Consider the following 20,782-nt stretch of genomic DNA (forward strand, 5'->3'; position numbering starts at 1 on the left):
ACAGTTTTCAGTTTACCCCGTGACTGAGACTGAAAACTGTGGCTGAAAACTGTGACTGAATACTAAAAAAATGGAACTAACAAGATTAATAGTAAAAGGAGGCGTGATATCGCCGGGAGAACTTAGAGAGGTTGTAAATATTGCTTCAGAAGAAGGTTTGGATTCCATTTCATTTGGCTCCAGACAGGATATTATTTTTCCGAAAGGGTTTAAAACTTTAGACAAAACCACTTTAGGCAAACATCATTTTGTTTATCCCGATCAAAAGAGTGGAAATAATATTGTATCGTCTTATGTTTCGACTGATATTTTCAGAAATACGAATTGGCTCACTGGAAATCGATTTTTATATATTTTAGAAGAATTTAAAGAACAGCCAAAACTAAAAGTCAACATAACCGACCCAAAACAGCAGTTAGTACCTTTATTTACAGGACAATTGAACTTTATAGCTTCAGAAATTGAGGATTATTGGTATTTATACATTCGTCTTCCAAAGTGGGAAAAAATGGAAATTTACCCGGTTCTACTTTACACTTGGGATTTGGCAAAGATTTATTACGAAATCGAAAAAATCTCCAAAGAAGAATCAATTGATATTGAAATGCTTTTTTCATTAGTTAGCGAAGCTTTAGACACTAATAACCGTACAATCGACAAACCTCTGAACGTTCCTTTTTATCCATTTCCGTATTACGAGGGAATGAATCATATGGGAATCGATCAATATTGGCTAGGATTGTATTGGCGAAATAATCTTTACGATTTAGATTTTCTAAAAGAAATGTGCGATTTGTGTTTTGAATGCAAAATCGGAAAAATCTGCATCACGCCTTGGAAATCTTTCATTATCAAAGGAATTCCGAAAGACCGAAAATTAGAATGGGAAAAATTTCTTGGCAAACGCGGTATAAACGTTCGTCATTCTTTATTAGAGCTAAATTGGCATTTGCCAGTTGCCATGGAATGGGCTTTGAACCTTAAAACGTTCTTGGTGCGAACTTTAGACCAATTTGACATCAGTACTTATGGATTGAATTTCGGAATTTCAGAATACAATCGCGACGGACATTATTTTACGTCGATTGTAATTGAAAAAAATGAACTTCCGCAAGCTTTAGAATCGATTAAAATCCGAGATACTTATAACGTTTTGTTTGCAAAGAATTTCGACCCAAATACACGCGAATACATTGTGCACTCGCAAGATATCGACAAACTAGAACTGCCAACTATTTTAATTGAACTAAGTCGCAAGTATTTTGATGAACTCGGAAATACAGCTTCAGAAACAACTGAAAACCCACAGAAAAAAGAAAAACCACAATTAGACATTTACCAATGCCAAGAATGTTTAACGCTTTATAATTCAGAATACGGAGACCAAACGCAAGGAATTCCAAAAGGTATTTTATTTGAAAATCTGCCCGAAACCTATTGTTGTTCACTTTGCGAAGCGCCAAAAAGCAATTTCAGGATTTTAGAATTAATAAAAAACTAATCCCGAAGTTCAGAATATTTATTAGGAGCTAATCCCGCTGTCCGCTATATCTTTTTGTTTTTAAAGAAAAAACAAAAAGGATGTCGCTTCCATCGGGGCTAGGGCAGTCGTTTTCAAAAGAAGCAATTGCCAAAAAGACTTTATTTATAAGGCATTTTCTTCTATTTTTTCATGTAGAATTGTTAAGAGATTTCGCTTTAAAATTTAGAGCAAAAAACTAATCATTTAATATTCAATTATTTAATAACAAAATTTATAGAAAAGCTTAACATTGAGAAGCTTGTTTTATAATTATCTTTACTTAACTGTAAATTAACAATTTAGTTACATTGTTATTAAAATACTCATCCAAAAGCAAATTCATATGGAAAACAAACCCGAAGAAATTACGCCTGAGAAAGTCGATTCTCCAGCTACAGAAACGACAAAATCGGTTGCCGAAAAGCCTGCAAATACACCAGCCGCAAAAGCACCTGTTCGTAAACCTGCAACGCCAAAAGCAACTACAACTGCAAAACCTGCTGCTTCAACAACAGCAAAACCGGCTACAACTGCTAAACCTGCAGAGCAACAAGAACAGTCGCCACAAAAGCACCTGCAAAACCCGCGGCAAAAACAACGGCTCCTGCGGCAACAGTAAAACCAGCCGTACGAAGAACTCCAGCAAAAAAAGTATTAACGCCTGTAGTAAAACCAGTCGCTATTGAGCCATTACCAGTAGCAAAAGAAGAAACTTCAACAGAAGTTCCTGCTACTGAAGAAAAAGCCAAAAGTAAATCTAACGACAAAAAAGCTAAAAAGGTGAAAGACAAAGAAAAAGACAAGGCTAAAAAGAAAGCGACGAAGCTAAAAGAAAAAGCCAAAAAAGATAAAAAGAAAGAGAAATCTAAAAAAGCAAAACAAAAAGTCTATGACCAAGAAAAAAGAAAAAGCTAAAAAAGCGAAAGAAAAAGCGAAAGCTAAAAAAATTGCTAAAAAGAAAGCTAAAGCGCAAAAAAAGGCAAAAGCTAAAAGAGAAAAATAATATTACTAGGAAGGTTTGACTTTATAAGTTGAACCTTTTTTTATGCGTTCCAGCAAGTCATTGCGAGGAACGAAGCAACCGCACTAACAATAGGCAACATTGCTCGTAATAGTGAGATTCCTCGTTCCTCAGGAATGACAAACTATACGGATTAGGCTTCGACTTCGCTCAGCCAGACAATTCACAATTAACAATTAACAATTGACTATCCCCCAATCGCAATCATACTTCGATTATCAAAATGCAATGCAGGATCATCCATTTCAGAAACACTTACCATTCCAGCTCTTACTTTCTTTTTATTTTGAATCGACGCTGAAATAAATTCAGTGATAGATTCACCATTTCGAAAAACAGTCAACAAATCGGTTTCTGAATTCGAGAAAAGACAGTTTTTTATTTTTCCGTCAGCCGTCAAGCGGATTCTATTGCAACTGTCACAAAACGGATTCGTAATGGAACTAATAATTCCGAAATCGCCTTGAAAACCGTTTATTTTATAATTTCTTGAAGTGAAGTTTTTTTCGTCTTCCAGTTTTTGAATTTCATCTGAAGAAAAAGCATTCTCTACTAAAAATAAAATCTCTTGTTGCGAAACCATTTTACTCCTGTCCCACTCGTTTCCCGCAAACGGCATAAACTCAATAAAACGAACAGAAATTGGCAAAAACTGTGTCAATTTTACAAAATCGACAATTTCATTATCATTAAAACCTTTTATCAAAACCACATTTACTTTTACGTGAAAATCATTGTTCAAAAGCAAATGCAAATTGTCTACTACTTTCTCAAACTGATTTCTAAGCGTTATAGAAGCAAATTTAAATGAAACCAAAGTGTCTAAACTCAAATTAATCTTTTTGACATTAAATTGCTTTAAAGTCTCAATATGACGATCAATTAAGATTCCGTTTGTGGTTAAAGAAAGTGAAATATTTAAAGCAGATAATTTAGAAACAATTTCAGGGAAATCTTTTCTTAGTAGAGGTTCTCCGCCTGTTAATCTGATCTTATCAACACCATTTTGCGCGAAAGTCTGAGCGATGGCAAAAATCTCTTCGGCCGTCATTAAACTGGCTTTTGGAGAAAGCGCGATTCCGTCCGCTGGCATGCAATACGTACAACGCAGATTGCATTTTTCCAACAGCGAAATGCGCAAATAATTATGTTTGCGCCCAAAACCGTCCGTCAAAATAGTGTTAGAAGCTGTCATGATTTTTTCCTTTTAAAATATGAAAAACGTGCATTACGTGCGGAAAAATAGCATCCATAGATTCTCTTACTCCGTTTGTTGAACCTGGCAAAGCTAAAACTAAACTTTTACCTAAAGTTCCCGCTACACTTCGCGAAAGCATTGCATACGGCATTCTTTGTTGTCCGTAACTGCGAATGGCTTCTTCGATTCCTGGAATTCTGCTTTCTAAAATTGGTTCCAAAGCTTCTGGAGTAACATCTCTTGGCGACAAACCAGTTCCGCCTGTAAAAATCACCAGCTGATTTTCTTTTGCAAAAGCTTTAGTTTTTTCCTGAATAATATCTAATTCATCTGGAATGATTTCATAATGAGAAGTTTCAACTCCGTACGAATCTAGTTTTTCTACTATTGTTTTTCCGGAACGATCTTCTTTGTCGCCCGCAAAAATCGAATCAGAGCAAACAAAAACCGCCGCTTTTATAGCGTTTGGAAATTTATTTTTGAAAGACGATTTTCCGCCTTCTTTATTTATTAATTTGATTGTTGAAATTTCGATCTCTTTATCAATCGGCTTCAGCATATCGTACATTGTCAATGCTACTATTGATGCGCCGTGCATAGCTTCAACCTCAACTCCGGTTTTATAAACTGTCTTTACATTGAAAATAATATGAATCTCTAAACCTTCAATATTATATTCAACCGAAGTAAATTCAATAGGAAGCGGATGACAATCTGGAATAGATAAATGGGTATTTTTTACCGCAAATAATCCTGCCGTTTTTGCCATTTCGAATACGTTACCTTTTGGCACTAAATTGTTGACCACAGCATCAATTGTTTCTTGTCTGCTGACTTTTACAATTGCGGTTGCGGTTGCTACTCTTAACGTGCTTATTTTATGCGTAATATCTACCATTAACTATTTTGTTTCCAAGTGAATGTATCATTTTCAAACATTTCTTTTCCAAAAATTGGAACATCTGTTTTAATCCAGTTTACAATAGCTTCTGTTGCTTCATAAACTTGTTTGCGCCTTGTTGCCGAAACGAAAACGAATAAACAAATTTCTCCCGCCTTTACCACGCCTAAACTGTGATAAATGTGCATGCAGGTCAAATCGAATTTAGCGAAAGCTTTTTCTCTAATTGCATACAAAGCTTCATTTGCCATATCCGTGTAAGCCGAATAATCAATTGCCACGACTGTATTATCGTGAATCACATCGGCACGAACTTGTCCTAGAAAAATATTGTGCGCGCCAATTGTGTGTTTGGATTGGTGCTTAGCAATCGACTCGGCTATAAATTTAGGCGAAATTGGGCCTTCTACAAATACATTTTTACTCATTTTTTATTTTTTTGCCACAGATTATATGGATTAAAAAGATTTTTTTCTTTTGCCACGAATTGCACGAATTTTCACGAATTATTTTTTGATTTTGTGAATAAAAATTTGTGGGAATTCGTGTAATTCGCGGTAGAAAACACAACACAAAGTATTTCAAAATCATTTTAATCCATATAATCTGTGGCTATAAATTTATTTCCGCATGACTAATAATTGCTTCATTGCCAAAGCTCCACCAGCAATGCTTTTTACATCTTTAAATTGCTGTTTTTGAAGCAATTCAAAAGCGATTTTACTTCTAATTCCTGATTGACAGAAAACATATATTTTCTGATTTTTATCCAGTTTTTCAATTTCACTTTCCAAATTTATTAACGGAATCTGAATTTGATTTTGCAAACTAATTTTTGGCGATTCATCAATATTTCGAACGTCTAGAAAAAGAACATTTTCATCATTTATTTCTTCCAAAACCGATTCAAAACTTACTTCTTCAATCACACATTTATTATATTTTTCTTCAAATGATTCTCTGCTTATTTCTTGAAAATCACTTTTATCGAAATCGTATTTTTGCTGTTCATTGTTCAATGTATTGTAAACCAATATTTTTCCGCTTAAAACCTCTCCAATTCCGAGAATCATTTTTAAGACTTCATTCGCCTGCAACATCCCAATAATTCCAACTGAAACACCAAGTACTCCCGCTTCTTCACAATTTAATGCATTCAAATTTTCTTCTGGATACAAACATCTATAAGTTGGTCCGTTTTGATAATTGAAAACCGAAACTTGTCCCTGAAACCTGAAAATAGAACCATAAACCATTGGCTTATTGGTTACCAAGCAAGCATCATTTATTACATATTTAATTGCAATATTATCTGTTGCATCAACAATAATATCATAGTTGTAAAATAACGAAAGGGCATTTTTTTCAAATAATTTTTCAGAAATCGCTTTTACTTTAACCAACGGATTTAAATCTAAAATCATTGCTTTGGCTTCCTTAGCTTTTGATTTTCCGATAGCATCCGTTTTGTAAATAACCTGTCTTTGAAGATTTGAAATTTCTATAACATCATGATCTACAATTCCGATTTCACCAACTCCCGCCGAAGCCAAATAAGGCAGAATCGCGGCGCCCAAACCTCCGGCACCAATTACCAAAACTTTTGATTCTGCTAATTTCTGCTGACCATTCTCTCCTATTTCTGGGAGAATTATTTGTCGGTTATATCGGTTATCTGCACTCATAATTTATCCTCCTGCAAATGGCGGTAATAAAGCTACTATATCACTTGTCTGTAAAGTGTAATCTGCTGTTTTTGAAACTATTTTTTGATTTACCGCAACTCGGAAAGTCAATACTTCTAACTCATATTTCTCGTCTAAATCCTGCAATAATTTTTGCAAAGACAATTCTTCGGAAAAAGATAATTTTTCGAATTCGCATTTCGTCTTTTCGGCAACAGCTCCAAAATATTTAACCTCAATCATTTTTATAAATTTAAATTCTGAAAAATGAATTCATCTTCAAAATGTTCTTGAAAATAAGAAATCCAGCTTGATGTATTTCGCACCACTTCACCAATTACGATAATGGCTGGTGATGAAATGTTTTTTTCAGCTACCAATTTAGTAATTGTACTAATAGTTCCGATCACTTTTTGTTCAGAATTTTTAGTTCCGTTTTGGATAATAGCAATTGGCAAATCGTCATTTCTGTTTGTTTCATAAATCGAAATAATTTCATTCAATTTATGCATTCCCATTAAAATCACTACTGTCGCGGCCGATTTTGAAGCCAAATGAACGTCTTTTGATAATTCATGAGCCGAAGTCGTTCCTGTAATTACCCAAAAACTCTCCGCTACTTTTCGCTGTGTCAAACTAATTCCGACTGAAGCGGGAACTCCCAGAGCAGAAGAAATACCAGGTACAATAGCGGTTTCGATACCAAAATCTTCTGCAAATTCGATTTCTTCACTTCCCCTTCCAAAAACAAATGGATCTCCACCTTTTAAACGAACCACATGTCCGTGCGTTTTTGCCATAGAAACTATCAAATCGTTGATTTGGTCTTGTGTATAAGCGTGACAACCTAGTCGTTTTCCAACAAAAACAATTTCGGCTTGTGGTGCATATTCTAACAATTCTTCATTTACCAAAGCATCATACAAAACTACATCGGCACTTTTTAAAGCTTTAATTGCTTTTAGCGTAATCAATTCAACGTCGCCCGGACCTGCGCCAACAATGGTCAATTTTGGTGTTTTTAAACTTTGCATAATTTTTTAGCTTAAATTGATATTCAGATCGTTTAATTCGTCTACCGAATTAATATTGGTTAAAGGAAAGTTTTCACTTTCTTTAATATTGATGATTTGGTGCGGAATATTGGCAAACAAATTCATCATTTTCAAATCGTCGTTATCAATTGCGCCTTTGATAACAGGCAATATTTTTTTAGAATAAATTCCGATTAACGGATGCAATCTGCTTTCTGAAGCAAAAACTGTAATTTCGGCTTCTATATTATGTTTTGAAATTAATTCTTGCAATAATTCGGTTGAAATTAACGGAATATCACAACTCAAAATCAAATTAAATTCGGTTTCAGAATGTGATAATGCAGTGTAAATTCCGCCAAGCGGACCTTTATCTACAATCAAATCTGGAATCTTTTCATATTCCAAATAATCATATTCTTTTGATGCTGTAATCAGCTTTATATTATCTGTAATAGGCAAAATCGCCTGAATGATATGCTCAATAAACGGTTTATCCTGAAACAGCACTAAACCTTTCTCAGATTGCATTCTGGAGCTTTTTCCTCCGCAAAGAATAAATACTGTTAGTGTTTCCATAACTATTTTTGTTTCAGGTTCTCTTTGTTTCAGGTTTCAGGTTTCAGGTTTCAGGTTTTGCCAATCTTTGTCCCGACGGTTGAAACCGTCGGCTATGTTTTCTATAGCATATCTTCACATTTTTTTAAATATAGCCCGAGGTTTCAACCTCGGGAACGCAATGGTAATCCATTCAATATTTCCAATTTTAAGGAAAAATCAATTTCACACTTGCCATTAAAATTACTGTTCCCAAAACCATTTTTAAGGTTCGATTCGAGAATTTTCCGCTTCCGTAAAATCCGCCTAGCATTCCTCCTACTACTGCAATTGGAACCAAATAAAAACTTTCCATCGGAATTGTTTTTCCTCCTAAAAAGAATCCCAGCATTCCGGCAAATGAATTCACAAAAATGAACAAACTCGAAATCGCCGCTGATTCTTTAACCGAAGCCCATCCTAAAAACAATAAAATTGGACTCAAAATTATTCCGCCCCCAATTCCGAGCATTCCAGATAATAATCCTATTGCAAAACCAATTGCCAATGCAAACGGAAGATTAATTTTTACTTCTTCTTTTTCTTTAAAATTAAAAACTCCAAACAATCTCAAAGCGGCAAAAACCAATACGACTCCCAAAACAATTTTATAAATAGCATTATCTAAAGTTATAAATCCGCCAATAAACGCCGCCGGAATCGATGCTATTGCAAACGGATAAAAGAGCTTTGGCTTGAAATAATTATTTCGATAATAGAATAAGAACGAAATACTTGAAACAAACAAATTCAACAACAATGCTGATGGTTTCATCACTGAAATCGGAAAAGCAAAAATGCTCATCAATGCCAAATATCCCGATGCTCCGCCGTGCCCAACACTAGAATATAAAAAGGCAATTATAATTAAGGCAAAACTGAATAATAGTATATTTTCGGAACTTAAAATGCTCATTTTTTTTGTTTCGTTTATTTTGTTTCAGGTTTCAAGTTGGTTTAGCTATATGTTTTTATTTATATACTGCTTTTCATCTTTAACAACTAAAATCTTTTTTCTTGGCTCTTTTTTCTATTTTCTCACACTCTAATCAATCGGCAATAATATAACTGCTTGTCCTTTTTTGTATTGTTCAACATTTTCAGGAACTATCAGTAAACTGTTCGCTACAGCAAAAGTATTCAGCATAGCAGAACTTTGGCCAGTTAAAACCGTCACATTAGTTTCGTCGTATTTTGCTTTTAAAAACAAGGTTTTCCCTGTGTCGTTTTTAATTTCTGAATTTAATTTTCGGACAACTTTCGGTTTATGAATTTCCGAAAATCCCATTCTGTTTTTTACTGCCGGAACAACATAAATATAAAAATTAGTTAGTGACGAAGCCGGATTTCCGGGAAGCGCAAAAACTAATGTTTCATTTTTAGATCCAAAGAACATTGGTTTCCCAGGTTTTTGATTGATTTTATAGAAAAGTTCTTTTACATCGTTTTGCAACAAGGCTTCTTTTACAAAATCATAATCTCCAACCGAAATTCCGCCCGAAATAAGAACAATATCATATTTTTTTAAAATCTCTTTTAAAGATTTTTTTGTTGCTTTCAGATTATCTTTTACACGATAAACTTTCGTTTTTTTAATTCCGATTGTTTGCAATCCTGCTTCAAGCATAACCGAATTACTTTCAAATATTTTGCCTTTTTTTAGTTTTTCCCCAGGTTGAACTAATTCATTTCCTGTCACTAAAATGGCAACTTTTGGCTTTTTATAAACCTCAATTTCTGTAATTCCCAAACAAGCTAAAAATCCAATTCCTGCCGGTGTCATTAAAGTATTGGCTTCAAAAACCGTTTCATCTTTGCGAATTTGCTCCCCAACGGGACGAACATTTGAAAATTTTTCCGGCATTGTAGCAATCAAAATGGAATCTTTATTTGCCATTACATGTTCCTGCATCACAACTGTATCTGCGTGATCTGGCACATGAGCACCCGTAAATATTCTAATTGCCTCTGTTGTTTTTAATTTTATATTCGAATGATCTCCAGCTTGCGAAATCCCAACAACGTCATATTGATGCCTAATGCTGTGTGCAAAAGCATATCCATCCATCGCCGACTGACGAAAAGGTGGCATATTGATTGGTGAAATCACTTTTTCTGCTAAAACATATCCTAAAGCTTTGCTTACCGAAATATGTTTGGTTGGCATTTTAGTACTATTCGCTTCAATAATTGCTATGGCTTCTTCAACTTTAATCATTACGGGGATATATTTAAAAGCAAAAAATACTTATTACAAATATAAGTATTTTTACTTAGTTAAAGTCATTAAAAATTTTAATTCTTTAAAAAATATAAATTTAGCGTAATTAATGCAAATAGATTCAGAAAAAATCAAAATAGCTTTTCGAAATTACGGATTTGATTTTATTTATTTCTGAAATTTCCTTTTGGAAGATAATACAGCCACGCAAATCCAATAAAAAACAGGATTGCCGAAGCTATAAAAGCCGGAACTAAAATCTCTTTATTATTTTCTAATGCATTATTCAGCGATGCATACAAAAGCCAAATCTGGATACTTACGTTTAAAATCAAAATAAAAATAAGTGTCGAAAGTATGTTGTTCAGTTTATTAGGATTTGCTCTGTTCTGGCTTCTTCTAAATGTGCTCATAATTCAAAAATTTAAATTAGCTATCTTTTTTCTCAATCAATGCTTTTACAAAAACGGCATTTTCTTTAAAAAACACTTCTAATTGTGGCAAAGCTCTTGGCGGAGGTCCAGCAATTACATCACCGGTGCTGGCGTCAAAAGATCCTTCGTGACACGGACAATGTATTATTCCGGTTCCGGGTTTGTAAAAAACAGAACAAGAAAGATGAGTGCATTTTTGTTCGTAAGCCCTAAAGTCACCATTCTCAAGATGGATCAAAATATACGGAATTGTACTTCCTTCCAAAACAAAACCTCTTGTTCCGCCAACTGGAACATCTTCTTTATTGCAAATAAAATGTTCTCCCTGAACTTCTTCCTTTGGCAATAAAAAGGCTTTTGCAGTTACAAATCCGGTTCCAACCATTAATCCGCCGGAAACGAAAGTTAGGAATTTAGCAAAATCGCGTCGGCTGACTTGAGTTGATTCTTGTTTTTTTATCGGAAAATCTTTTTTCCAGTTTTCATTTAAATTATCTTCTTTAGACATGACTCGTCATTTAATAAATTCGTAATTCTGTACTGCCTTTTGGCATCATAATATTTACTTTGGTTTTTACTTTTTCTTTACCAAAAATAAAATTGTTGACTGGCGTACTATTCGGTCTCATTTCTTCTATTTGCTCTTTTGTACCATAAAACAGTGCACCGCTTGGGCAAACTGTTGCACACATTGGTTTTTTGCCCACGCTTGTTCTGTCGTAACACATGGTGCATTTCATCATCAAATCGTATTCTTCGACTTTTTTGGTACTCCAAAAGGACACGCCATAACACAGTTTGAACAGCCAATGCATCTTTCTGTACTTGCTGTATGGACAACGCCAAATTCATCTTGCGAAATCGCATCTGCCGGACAGACATTCGCACAAACCGGATCTTCGCAATGCATGCAAACCTGAACTGTTGTCTGAATTGTCGATGCACGATCAACGTAATTCACGCTAATTAAAGTCTGCTGACCGTTTGTTTCACATTCGGCGCATGCCATTTCGCAGGCTTTACAGCCAATGCAACGTTGCATGTCTACAAAAAACTCTTCGCTCGTATTAAAATTGGTTAAATTCATAAGGTTAATTTTTTATAGATTAAACACTTGCATAAGCTTCAGATTCTTTAGCTGGCGGAGCAATTGTTCCTTGCGGAAATAATTGACAGGCGCAAACTTTAAACTCAGGAATTTTAGAAATTGGATCTAAAGTTCCCGGCGTTAATTGATTTGCCGATTTGTGTCCCGGCCAGTGGTACGGAATAAAAACGGTATCTTTTCTAATCGTTTCTACAATATTGGCAGGAAATAATCCTTCGCCTCTTCTGGTTACAACTCTAATTAATTCACGTTGTTTTATGCCATATTTTGATGCCATTTCTGGATGAATTTCTACCATTGGTTCCGGAAATTGATCTACTAATTTTCCGATTCTTCGAGTTTGTGTTCCGCTTAAGTATTGCGAAACAACGCGTCCGGTTGTCAATGTTATTGGATATTCTTCATCGGTAACTTCGCCCGGAAGTTTGTATGGCGCGGGATTAAAATGCGCTTTTCCGTCAGGAGTTTTAAATTTTCTGTCTTCCCAAAGTCTTGGTGTTCCCGGATGATCTTCGGTTGGACATGGCCAGAAAACCCCCATATTGTCTTCGACTTTTTTATACGTAATTCCGAAATAATCTGCTGTTCCACCTTTTGAAGCAACACGCAATTCATTGAAAATTTCTTCGCTATTATTGTACGTGAATTTATCTTTTTCGCCTAAACGTTCAGCAATTTCTAATAATATCGAAGTATCTGTTCTTGCTTCTCCCGGAGGCGTAACTGCTTGTCTGATTCTAATCACGCGACCTTCTGCTGATGTTGTTGTTCCTTCTTCTTCCTCTTGTAAAGATCCTGCCAAAACAATATCCGCATGTCTTGCAGTTTCATTCAAAAAGAAATCAATACAAACGTAAAACTCTAATTTTTCAAGAGCAGAACGCACATAATTATTGTTTGGAAGCGAAACTAACGGATTAAAACAGATCGAAATTAATCCTTTGATTTCGTCTCTGTGAATGGCTTCAATAATTTCATACGCCGTAAGTCCTTTTCCAGGTAAATCTTTTTCGTTGATTCCCCAAACTTCTGAAATGTATTTTCTATGTTCCGGATTTTCAATATCTCTGTTTCCTGGCAATTGATCGCATTTATGACCGTGTTCTCTTCCACCCTGACCATTTCCTTGTCCGGTAATTGTTCCGTAACCGCAATAGGGTTTTCCAATTCTTCCGGTTGCTAAAACTAAATTGATACAGCCTAAAACATTATCTACACCTTTTGAGTGATGCTCAATTCCACGTGCGTGCAATAAAAAGCTTGTTTTAGCTTTTCCCCACAACTCAGCGTACTGCTTTAATCTTTTCTTTAGCAATTCCAGTTACTTCTTCTGCCCATTCCAATGTATAATCTTTTACAGCATCAATCGTTTCCTGAAATCCTGAAGTATAATTATCAATAAAATCGTGATCGAGCATATCGTGATCAACCAAATATTTCAACATTGCGCCATATAAAGCCGAATCTGTTCCGGGTTTTACGTCTAAATGAATATCAGCCGTTCTAGCCAGCGGAATCATTCTTGGGTCAATAACAATTAGTTTTGCGCCACGATCTCTGGCTTTCCAAATCCAATGTGTAAGCGTTGGAAATGTCTCGCTGATATTTGCTCCGGTTACAATGATAACTTCGGCATATTCTAAATCAGAATAGTTGTTTGAGGCTCGGTCTAAACCAAAAGCCTTTTTATTTCCCGCTCCGGCGCTTACCATGCAAAGTCTTCCGTTGTAATCCAGATTTCTTGTTTTTAAGGCAACTCGAGCAAATTTTCCAACTAAATAACTTTTTTCATTTGTTAATGAAACCCCAGAAAGCATTGAGAAAGCATGTTTTCCGTACTTTTCCTGAATGCGTTTTATTTCAGAAACTGTTTTATCCATTGCATCATCCCAAGAAACTTTTTCAAAACCTTTTCCTTCTACTCTTTTTATTGGATGTAAAAGTCTGTCTGGGTGATTGTTTTGTAAATAACGCTGAACTCCTTTTGGACACAAACGACCTTCGTTGAAAGGAAATTCCATCCAAGGTTCAAAACCTACTACTTTATTTTCTTTTACCAATAACTGAATTCCGCATTGCATTCCGCAGAAACAACAGTGTGTTTTTACAACGTCGTCTGGTTCGTCTCTTCCATTATAACCATCTACTGGAGCGTAGTTTAAATGTGGTCCAAAGTCATCTATGATTTTCTCTATTGATACTGGTAGTTTTGCCATTTTTTTTTTAGTTTTCAGTTTTCAGTCGCAGTCGCAGTTTAAATCTGTAAACTGAAAACTGCAACTGCATACTTTTTATAAATTATCCAAATAAATTTCCGCCCTCTAATCTGGCTTTCAAATGTGCTTGTGCTAAGCGAGATCTTTTTCCTTCTGGACTTAAATCGAGGTGAGAAGTTCCGTCTTCGTGAGTGAAATCGAAACCTAATTCTTTGGTTACAATTTTTAAATCGTCAATATGAAGTTTTGTAGCAAATTCTTCGCCTGTATGCGGACAAACTGCCATTCCTTTTTTGATTCCTTCTTGCTTGTAAATATGTGCTCCAATTTGCGCCGGACGCTGAATGATGTGAAAGAATTTTCCAAACGGAATCCAAAGCAAAAACATAATTACTGTTACACAATGAATTACAGCAAGAAAATCATATGCAAAACCTTTCATGAATTGATATGAATAAGTCAAACATAATCCTGTAACCGAAATTGCAATTAATAGAATTAGTGGCAATAAATCACCTTCAAAAGTTTGAGTTGCAATTAATCCCGGATTTGTTAATCTTCTTCTTAAATAATAAACAGATCCAATTATAACAAGCCATGAAGACCAGTTTAAGGCATGGAAAATTAGAAATGCTAAAAAGGAATTTATCTGAAAATCCATCATTTTAAATCCGAAGAAATGTGCTTCGTAAATTGAAATGGAATTTGGTGCCAATGTAAAATGAATCCATCCAAATGTGAGCGGAATTGTAATTGCAAAAGCCGATAAACATCCTATTGCAATACAAAAATGGGCAAACCAACGCCATTTACTTCTCGGATAAATAAACCTTTGAACTAAAATATTCTGTACTGATTCTTTTCCTAAAAACCATAAATGCGAAAATACTTTTCCTGTAAAAAGAAATCTAAGACTTCTTTTAAAATACATCCAAGTTGGAGGCCTTTGAAGCCAAACGGTATATCGATAAACGATTCCAAAGAAAGCAAATACGGTTCCGAATAAATATGTAACTAATGCCGCATCAAAATTTTGTAATTGTCTTGATCCGTAAAACACTAGAATAATTGTAAGTATAGATACTAGTGTTGCAACAAGTAAGGCTTTGGAATTGTACGTTTTATCTTTCATCCTTAATTTTTAATTTTAATGATTACTTCTTAACTTGGTTTTTCACAATTTTTACGATTATAGAACCACCAATTGATACCTGTAGCTAATATAGTGAAAAAACAAACACCAATAAAGAATTGATTTACAGTACCATTAGCAGAAATATTATTTCCTATTAATTTAGAAAAGATAAATGGTCCAAATGCGACGATTGTCGCTGTCCAACCAATAACTCCGGCGACCTGACGTGGATTTTCTTTAAAAATAATTGGATATTGTCTAAAAGTTCCGGCATTTCCAATTCCTGTAAAAAAGAACATTGCTAAAATTACTCCCACAAAAAGCGGAAATTGATCCATGCTTGTTGGTGCAACTAATCCTTGTGTTACTAAAATGATAGCTCCTGCCAAAATTCCTAAACCTGTAATAGTTGTTAATATTGCTCCTCCAACTTTGTCAGCTACAAAACCAAACATAATTCTGCTTGAAGAACCTAATAATGGGCCATAAAATGCATATACTAAAGGATCTGGTGCATTTGGAAAATCTCCATAAAGAAATTTAATCATTAAAGGAAAAGCCGCAGACAAACCTGCAAAAGTTCCGAAAGTCATTACGTATGTAATCGTACAATACCAAGTATGTTTATTTGAGAAAATATCCAATTGTTCTTTTATTGAAGCTTTCATTGGAATACTTCTTAAATAAAACCAACTCACAAGTGCCATGATTATTAAAAATGGTGCGTACCAAAATGCTCGCAGACTGCAAGAATATTGGTTTGTTTTTTACTGCAGTATTTTCAGCACTAATATTATTTAATATTTTTTCGGCTAGTTTTGGATTTGCATTTGCGATCGCTTTTGCTTTTGTTTTAACCGGAAGAGAAGTAAATATCACTACATTATCATGAGAATTCACGGCTGTGCTTACAGAATCAATAACATTTTTCTTTACGTTGGAAAGAATTTTTGTCTGTACTTCTGAATCAAGAGTTGCAAAAACTTCTTTTTGTTTTTCTATTGATGAATTTTGAAAAACCGTTAACGTTTCTTTTGGATCAATACTTGTAAATACGGTTGAAGCTCCAAAAATTCCGATACTAATAACCATTGGTGTAACGAATTGTGCAAGCGAAACTCCAAAATTCCCAATTCCTGCCTGAATTCCTAATGCAGTTCCTTTTAATCTTTGAGGAAAAAATAAACTTGTACTTGGCATATATGAAGAAAAATCGCCTCCGCCAAAACCTGTTGTAAAAGCTAAAACTGCAAAAACCCAAAATGGTGTATTTACATCCATAATTGCAAAACCAATTCCGATTACGGGAACTAATTTTATTGCTGTTGCAAAAGATACAATGTGGCGGGTTCCAAAAATTGGAAGCAGAAATGTGTGAATTATTCTTAAAAATCCTGTCGCTAATCCAGGTATTGCCGTTAACCAAAAAAGTTGATCTTTTGAAAAATTAAATCCTAATACGGGTAATTTTACCGCTATAACACTCATCATAAACCATGAGGCAAATGATAATACTAATGTGATTGTTGTAATTGTTAAAGTTCTCCATGCAATTTTACTTCCGCCAGCGTTCCAAAACGTTTCATCTTCTGGGCTCCATTTGTCTAACCAAGTTTTCATTTTATTAAATTTTAATTTATCTATTGTCTTCTATTTCTCTTATAAAATCGGGTGATTTGCTTCGCATTGCAGTGATGATTGTTCGGTGCATCCAGATTAAGCAGATTACGGAAACTATGAATATAAATATCCATGAGCTTGTCCATAATCCTGTATAATTGAGGAGGTAACCAAAGATTATTGGGCCTAAAAACCCACCCAAACCGCCAATTAAACCAACCATTCCGCCCACAACTCCTACTTCATTTGGAAAATATTCCGGAATATGTTTGTAAACTGCCGCTTTACCAATTCCCCACGAAATTCCTATTAGCGTTACCAACACCACATACACCCAAAGATTGGCGCTGAAGTTGATTTGGGTAATTCCTTTTGCTAATAATTCTTTCTTTTTTACTTCCTGATTTTGTTGTACAATGATTTCTTGCCAAGATTTTTTTACAGGAAAAACAGAAGATTCGCTATTTATTTCGAGATCTTTTTTATTATTAATTTGATGTGGATTTCCGTTGACTATTATTTTATCTGCAGAAATTTCAGTTACAATTCCGTTGCTTGTAGACATAACTCCCGGACCAGCAGTGAAGATTTCCATTTTAGGAAACATCAATAAAAAACTGATTACAATTGATGAACCCAAAACCCAATACATTACTTTTCTGGCTCCGAATTTATCTGAAAGGTAACCACCAAAAGCTCTGATAACTCCAGATGGAAGGCTAAATATGGTAGCAAACATTCCGCCCATTACTAATGTAGTATTGTAAACATTCATGAAGTTTGGAAGAAGCCATTGCGAATAAGCCACGAAGAATCCAAAAACCAAAAAATAATAAGTTCCAAAACGCCAAACTCTGGTCTTTTTTAGTGGAGATAATAATTCTTGAACTGTTTTTGAAACTGCCAGATTGGTTTTGTTTTTAGCAAAAACAAGAAAAAGTATTCCTATTATTACTAAAGTTGTCGCATAAATAACCGGAAGCATTTTCCAGCCGTTTACAGGATCATTTTCAGATAAATTATTTAATAATGTAGGTGCAATAAAAGTGGTAATTGCGGCACCAGCATTTCCCATTCCGAAGATTCCTAATGCTCTTCCTTGCCATTCTTTTGGGTACCAAACCGAAGTATATCCAATTCCGACAGCAAAACTCGTTCCTACCAATCCAAAGAAAAAACTCAGAATAGCAAAACTCCAAAATGAACCAGCAAATGGCAATAAAAAAAGCGGGAAAGAACATAGAAACAATAAAGCCGAAAAAACTATTTTTCCGCCATACTTGTCTGTCAAAATCCCAATTGGAAGTCTGAAAATTGAGCCTGAAAGAATTGGAATTCCAAGAAGCCAACCAATTTCTACAACGCTAAAGTTGAAAATTCCTTTGTCTGCCAAAAAAGTTACTAAAACACCATTTAATGTCCAACAAGCAAAACAAATTGTGAAGGCAAGTGTATTAAGAAATAAAATTCGGTGAGATTGAGATAAATTACTCATAAACTATCTAGATTACTTGATTATAATTGAGTAATTCTCCTCAATTATACAAGCAAAATTATAGCCTGATATTCGTACTTAAAATGACATATATCATATAAGAGATAATTTTATCTTATTTTAAAACATCCTAAATAATAAAATTAAGACTACAAAAAAAGCCTTTCTTAAAATAAGAAAAGGCTTTTTTTTGTGTTTTATTTTAAACTAAACTTTAATATTTTCTATCCATATCTTTGGCATATTCTGGTGATTTCTCTTTCATTAATTTCACGACAACGCGATGCATCCAGATTAAGCAAATAAGTGAAACTGCTAAAATAAACATCCATGAACTTGTCCAGAAACCAGTTGTACTTAATAGATAACCAAAGATAATTGGACCAACAAATCCGCCTAAACCGCCCAGCATTCCAACCATTCCGCCGACAACTCCTACTTCATTTGGAAAATAATCTGGAATGTGTTTATAAACTGTCGCTGAACCAATTCCCCATGCTGAGCCTATCAGAATTACTAAAACCAAATAAATCCACATATTGGCTTCAAAATGAATCTGAGTAATTCCTTCGGCTAATAAATCTTTCTTTTGAACTTGCTGATTTTGTTTTACGACAACTTCCTGCCATGATGTTTTTGAAGGCAAAAATTTGCTGTGTTTTGCATTTTTATCTTCTTGTGTTATAGGATATGTTTTGTCTCCAATAACAATTTTATCTTTCGCGACTTCAGTAACGGTTCCTGCTTTTGCGGCGGTAATTCCTGAACCTGAAGTTGTGATATCCATTTTGGGAAACATTAAAAGGAAACTTAAAATAACTGACGAACTCAAAACCCAATACATTACTTTCCTAGCGCCAAAACGATCAGATAAAAATCCTCCATAGGCTCTGATTACTCCAGATGGCAAACTAAATATGGCGGCGAAAATTCCGCCCATAACTAAAGTTGTGTGATATACATTTAAAAAATTAGGAAGAAGCCACTGCGAAAAAGTTACAAATGAACCAAAAACAAGAAAATAATACAATCCAAAACGCCAAACTCTGACACTTTTAAGTGGCTGAAAAACTTGACTTATGGTTTTTGGAGCCGCTTCAATTTTTTTGTTTTTTGTAAAAATCAGAAAGACAATTCCCATTGTAAGCAAAACACTTGCGTAGATAACAGGAAGCCATTTCCAGCCATTTTCAGGATCACTTTCGGAGAATTTTGTCAATAATGTTGGTGCAAGAAACGTTGTTAATGCTCGCACCGGAATTTCCCATTCCAAAAATACCTAAAGCCCTTCCCTGCCATTCTTTTGGGTAATATACAGAAGTATATCCTACTCCAATTGCGAAACTGGTTCCTACCATTCCGAATAAAAAACTCAAAATAGCAAACGTCCAGAAATTATAAGCAAAAGGCAAGAGAAACAACGGAATTGAACTTAAAATTAATAAACAGGAATAAACAGGCTTTCCTCCAAATTTATCTGTGAGAATTCCCATTGGCAAACGCATAACAGAACCCGTTAAAATTGGAATTCCCAAGAGCCATCCAATCTCGACGACACTCCATTCAAAAATACCACGATCATTTAAAAAAGTTACTAATACTCCGTTTAGCGTCCAGCAAGCGAAACAAATTATAAAAGCTAACGTATTAAAAAACAGAATGCGATGAGATTGAGAAAGATCTGCCATAGAAAAATAGTGTTAGAATTATTACTTTAAAAATTTAACCTATAAATCAATATTGCATGAAAAAATAAGAATGCTTTTCTTGCAAAAAATAAGAATAGATTAAAATTAGAAAAAAATCATCTAAAACACTAATAATAAATAACATAACCGATTAAAAGTAATTATTACTTAATCTGTCCTTTTATCGATTAAATTTTACAAAAACATATTCTGAGACGTTTCTGAGCTGTTTTTGATGCTTTAACTTATTTTACAAGGCATTAAAAACAAGCAATTTAAATGTAAAATACTACAATTTTCGAATCTGAAATAAAAAATTTTTAACATTTTTTTCAATATCAATTCAATCATAAGTAATTAATTATCAGTTAATTATACATGCGTTCACGTTTCTTAAAAAACACATTTACAGACTTTTTCAAAAAAAATCCTGTAAATTTTTGGTTTTTATTATATTAAAATTAACTTTGTCTATAGGATTAGTAGAGTTTAGATTTTTATTGAAAACCAAAAAAACTATATTTTGAAAACAACCGAAAGCATATCGTATTTAAATCTTCAAAAAAAATATACTTATAACAATTGTTGTTATATGTGCTTCTGTTGCTAATTCATCATGCAATACATTCGTCATTTGATTCATTTCTGTAAGTCAAAAACGAAATTCAAATTCACCCACAAGATTACTTTTATTGGAAATACAAATATCTGGCTGATGCATATTTTGCATTGCGATGATATTTTGAATATACCCCTATTTTAAAAAAGAAACTAATTAACAACTAAAAAAAACTAAAATGAAAAATATGCAAACGTGTTGCTGTAAATAAAAAAGGCCATTTCTGCGGCAACAGAAATGGCGAGGCTTAAAGAACATTTATCACTAAATCAAGGAAACAATTAGAGG

General features: G+C 34.2%; 18 protein-coding genes and 3 pseudogenes. 3 read left to right on the top strand and 18 right to left on the bottom strand.

Annotation, left to right across the window (positions count from 1 at the left end; translation table 11 throughout):
* Window positions 1-70: 70 nt before the first annotated feature.
* The 3 genes from ACQ9BO_RS21145 to ACQ9BO_RS21155 all read left to right on the top strand — a co-directional run bounded on the left by ACQ9BO_RS21145 (window position 71) and on the right by ACQ9BO_RS21155 (window position 2,437).
* Complete coding sequence (locus ACQ9BO_RS21145) at window positions 71-1,501, top strand: rubredoxin (RefSeq protein WP_431242346.1); 1,431 nt, start codon at window positions 71-73, stop codon at window positions 1,499-1,501.
* A gap of 364 nt (window positions 1,502-1,865) precedes the next feature.
* Window positions 1,866-2,141 (top strand): hypothetical protein, encoded by a 276-nt coding sequence (locus tag ACQ9BO_RS21150; RefSeq protein ID WP_431242347.1) that lies wholly within the window; start codon window positions 1,866-1,868, stop codon window positions 2,139-2,141.
* Window positions 2,142-2,302: 161 nt separating this feature from the next.
* The gene (locus tag ACQ9BO_RS21155; RefSeq protein ID WP_431242348.1) at window positions 2,303-2,437 is read left to right on the top strand and encodes a hypothetical protein; all 135 of its coding nucleotides are present in this window, start codon (window positions 2,303-2,305) and stop codon (window positions 2,435-2,437) included.
* Window positions 2,438-2,730: 293 nt separating this feature from the next.
* Here the strand turns inward: ACQ9BO_RS21155 and moaA are convergent, their stop codons facing one another.
* The 18 genes and pseudogenes from moaA to ACQ9BO_RS21245 form a co-directional block, all read right to left on the bottom strand.
* Window positions 2,731-3,738 carry a GTP 3',8-cyclase MoaA gene (gene moaA, locus ACQ9BO_RS21160; RefSeq protein WP_431242349.1) on the bottom strand — a complete coding sequence of 336 codons (1,008 nt, stop codon included), beginning with the start codon at window positions 3,736-3,738 and terminating at the stop codon, window positions 2,731-2,733.
* On the bottom strand, window positions 3,725-4,639 hold the full coding sequence (moaCB, locus tag ACQ9BO_RS21165; protein WP_431242350.1) for a bifunctional molybdenum cofactor biosynthesis protein MoaC/MoaB: 915 nt from the start codon (window positions 4,637-4,639) through the stop codon (window positions 3,725-3,727). The genes moaA and moaCB overlap by 14 nt, the downstream gene beginning before the upstream one ends.
* On the bottom strand, window positions 4,639-5,070 hold the full coding sequence (locus ACQ9BO_RS21170; protein WP_431242351.1) for a molybdenum cofactor biosynthesis protein MoaE: 432 nt from the start codon (window positions 5,068-5,070) through the stop codon (window positions 4,639-4,641). Before ACQ9BO_RS21170 ends, moaCB begins: the two co-directional genes overlap by 1 nt.
* A 192-nt stretch (window positions 5,071-5,262) precedes the next feature.
* Window positions 5,263-6,327: a molybdopterin-synthase adenylyltransferase MoeB gene (moeB, locus tag ACQ9BO_RS21175; RefSeq protein ID WP_431242352.1), complete on the bottom strand. Its 1,065-nt coding sequence runs from the start codon at window positions 6,325-6,327 to the stop codon at window positions 5,263-5,265.
* A gap of 3 nt (window positions 6,328-6,330) precedes the next feature.
* Complete coding sequence (locus ACQ9BO_RS21180; protein WP_431242353.1) at window positions 6,331-6,570, bottom strand: MoaD/ThiS family protein; 240 nt, start codon at window positions 6,568-6,570, stop codon at window positions 6,331-6,333.
* 2 nt (window positions 6,571-6,572) lie between these two features.
* Complete coding sequence (cobA, locus tag ACQ9BO_RS21185; RefSeq protein ID WP_431242354.1) at window positions 6,573-7,361, bottom strand: uroporphyrinogen-III C-methyltransferase; 789 nt, start codon at window positions 7,359-7,361, stop codon at window positions 6,573-6,575.
* A gap of 6 nt (window positions 7,362-7,367) precedes the next feature.
* Window positions 7,368-7,940 (bottom strand): molybdenum cofactor guanylyltransferase, encoded by a 573-nt coding sequence (locus ACQ9BO_RS21190; protein ID WP_431242355.1) that lies wholly within the window; start codon window positions 7,938-7,940, stop codon window positions 7,368-7,370.
* A gap of 187 nt (window positions 7,941-8,127) precedes the next feature.
* On the bottom strand, window positions 8,128-8,874 hold the full coding sequence (locus ACQ9BO_RS21195; RefSeq protein ID WP_431242356.1) for a sulfite exporter TauE/SafE family protein: 747 nt from the start codon (window positions 8,872-8,874) through the stop codon (window positions 8,128-8,130).
* 129 nt (window positions 8,875-9,003) lie between these two features.
* Complete coding sequence (locus ACQ9BO_RS21200; RefSeq protein WP_431242357.1) at window positions 9,004-10,176, bottom strand: molybdopterin molybdotransferase MoeA; 1,173 nt, start codon at window positions 10,174-10,176, stop codon at window positions 9,004-9,006.
* 167 nt (window positions 10,177-10,343) lie between these two features.
* The gene (locus tag ACQ9BO_RS21205; RefSeq protein WP_431242358.1) at window positions 10,344-10,592 is read right to left on the bottom strand and encodes a DUF6755 family protein; all 249 of its coding nucleotides are present in this window, start codon (window positions 10,590-10,592) and stop codon (window positions 10,344-10,346) included.
* Between the two features lie 16 nt (window positions 10,593-10,608).
* Window positions 10,609-11,121: a Rieske (2Fe-2S) protein gene (locus ACQ9BO_RS21210; protein WP_431242359.1), complete on the bottom strand. Its 513-nt coding sequence runs from the start codon at window positions 11,119-11,121 to the stop codon at window positions 10,609-10,611.
* Between the two features lie 10 nt (window positions 11,122-11,131).
* Window positions 11,132-11,700, bottom strand: a pseudogene (locus tag ACQ9BO_RS21215) (4Fe-4S dicluster domain-containing protein).
* A gap of 19 nt (window positions 11,701-11,719) precedes the next feature.
* A pseudogene (locus ACQ9BO_RS21220) lies at window positions 11,720-13,937 on the bottom strand (molybdopterin oxidoreductase family protein).
* Window positions 13,938-14,019: 82 nt separating this feature from the next.
* On the bottom strand, window positions 14,020-15,069 hold the full coding sequence (locus ACQ9BO_RS21225; RefSeq protein WP_431242360.1) for an MFS transporter: 1,050 nt from the start codon (window positions 15,067-15,069) through the stop codon (window positions 14,020-14,022).
* Between the two features lie 29 nt (window positions 15,070-15,098).
* A complete protein-coding gene (locus ACQ9BO_RS21230; RefSeq protein ID WP_431242361.1) occupies window positions 15,099-15,740 on the bottom strand; it encodes an MFS transporter in 642 nt (213 codons plus the stop codon).
* Window positions 15,697-16,692: a magnesium transporter MgtE N-terminal domain-containing protein gene (locus ACQ9BO_RS21235; protein ID WP_431242362.1), complete on the bottom strand. Its 996-nt coding sequence runs from the start codon at window positions 16,690-16,692 to the stop codon at window positions 15,697-15,699. The genes ACQ9BO_RS21230 and ACQ9BO_RS21235 overlap by 44 nt, the downstream gene beginning before the upstream one ends.
* Window positions 16,693-16,708: 16 nt before the next feature.
* The gene (locus ACQ9BO_RS21240) at window positions 16,709-18,187 is read right to left on the bottom strand and encodes an MFS transporter (RefSeq protein ID WP_431242363.1); all 1,479 of its coding nucleotides are present in this window, start codon (window positions 18,185-18,187) and stop codon (window positions 16,709-16,711) included.
* 214 nt (window positions 18,188-18,401) lie between these two features.
* A pseudogene (locus tag ACQ9BO_RS21245) lies at window positions 18,402-19,875 on the bottom strand (MFS transporter).
* Window positions 19,876-20,782: the final 907 nt, after the last annotated feature.

It is taken from the genome of Flavobacterium sp. P21 (assembly GCF_050632225.1).
Lineage (GTDB): Bacteria > Bacteroidota > Bacteroidia > Flavobacteriales > Flavobacteriaceae > Flavobacterium.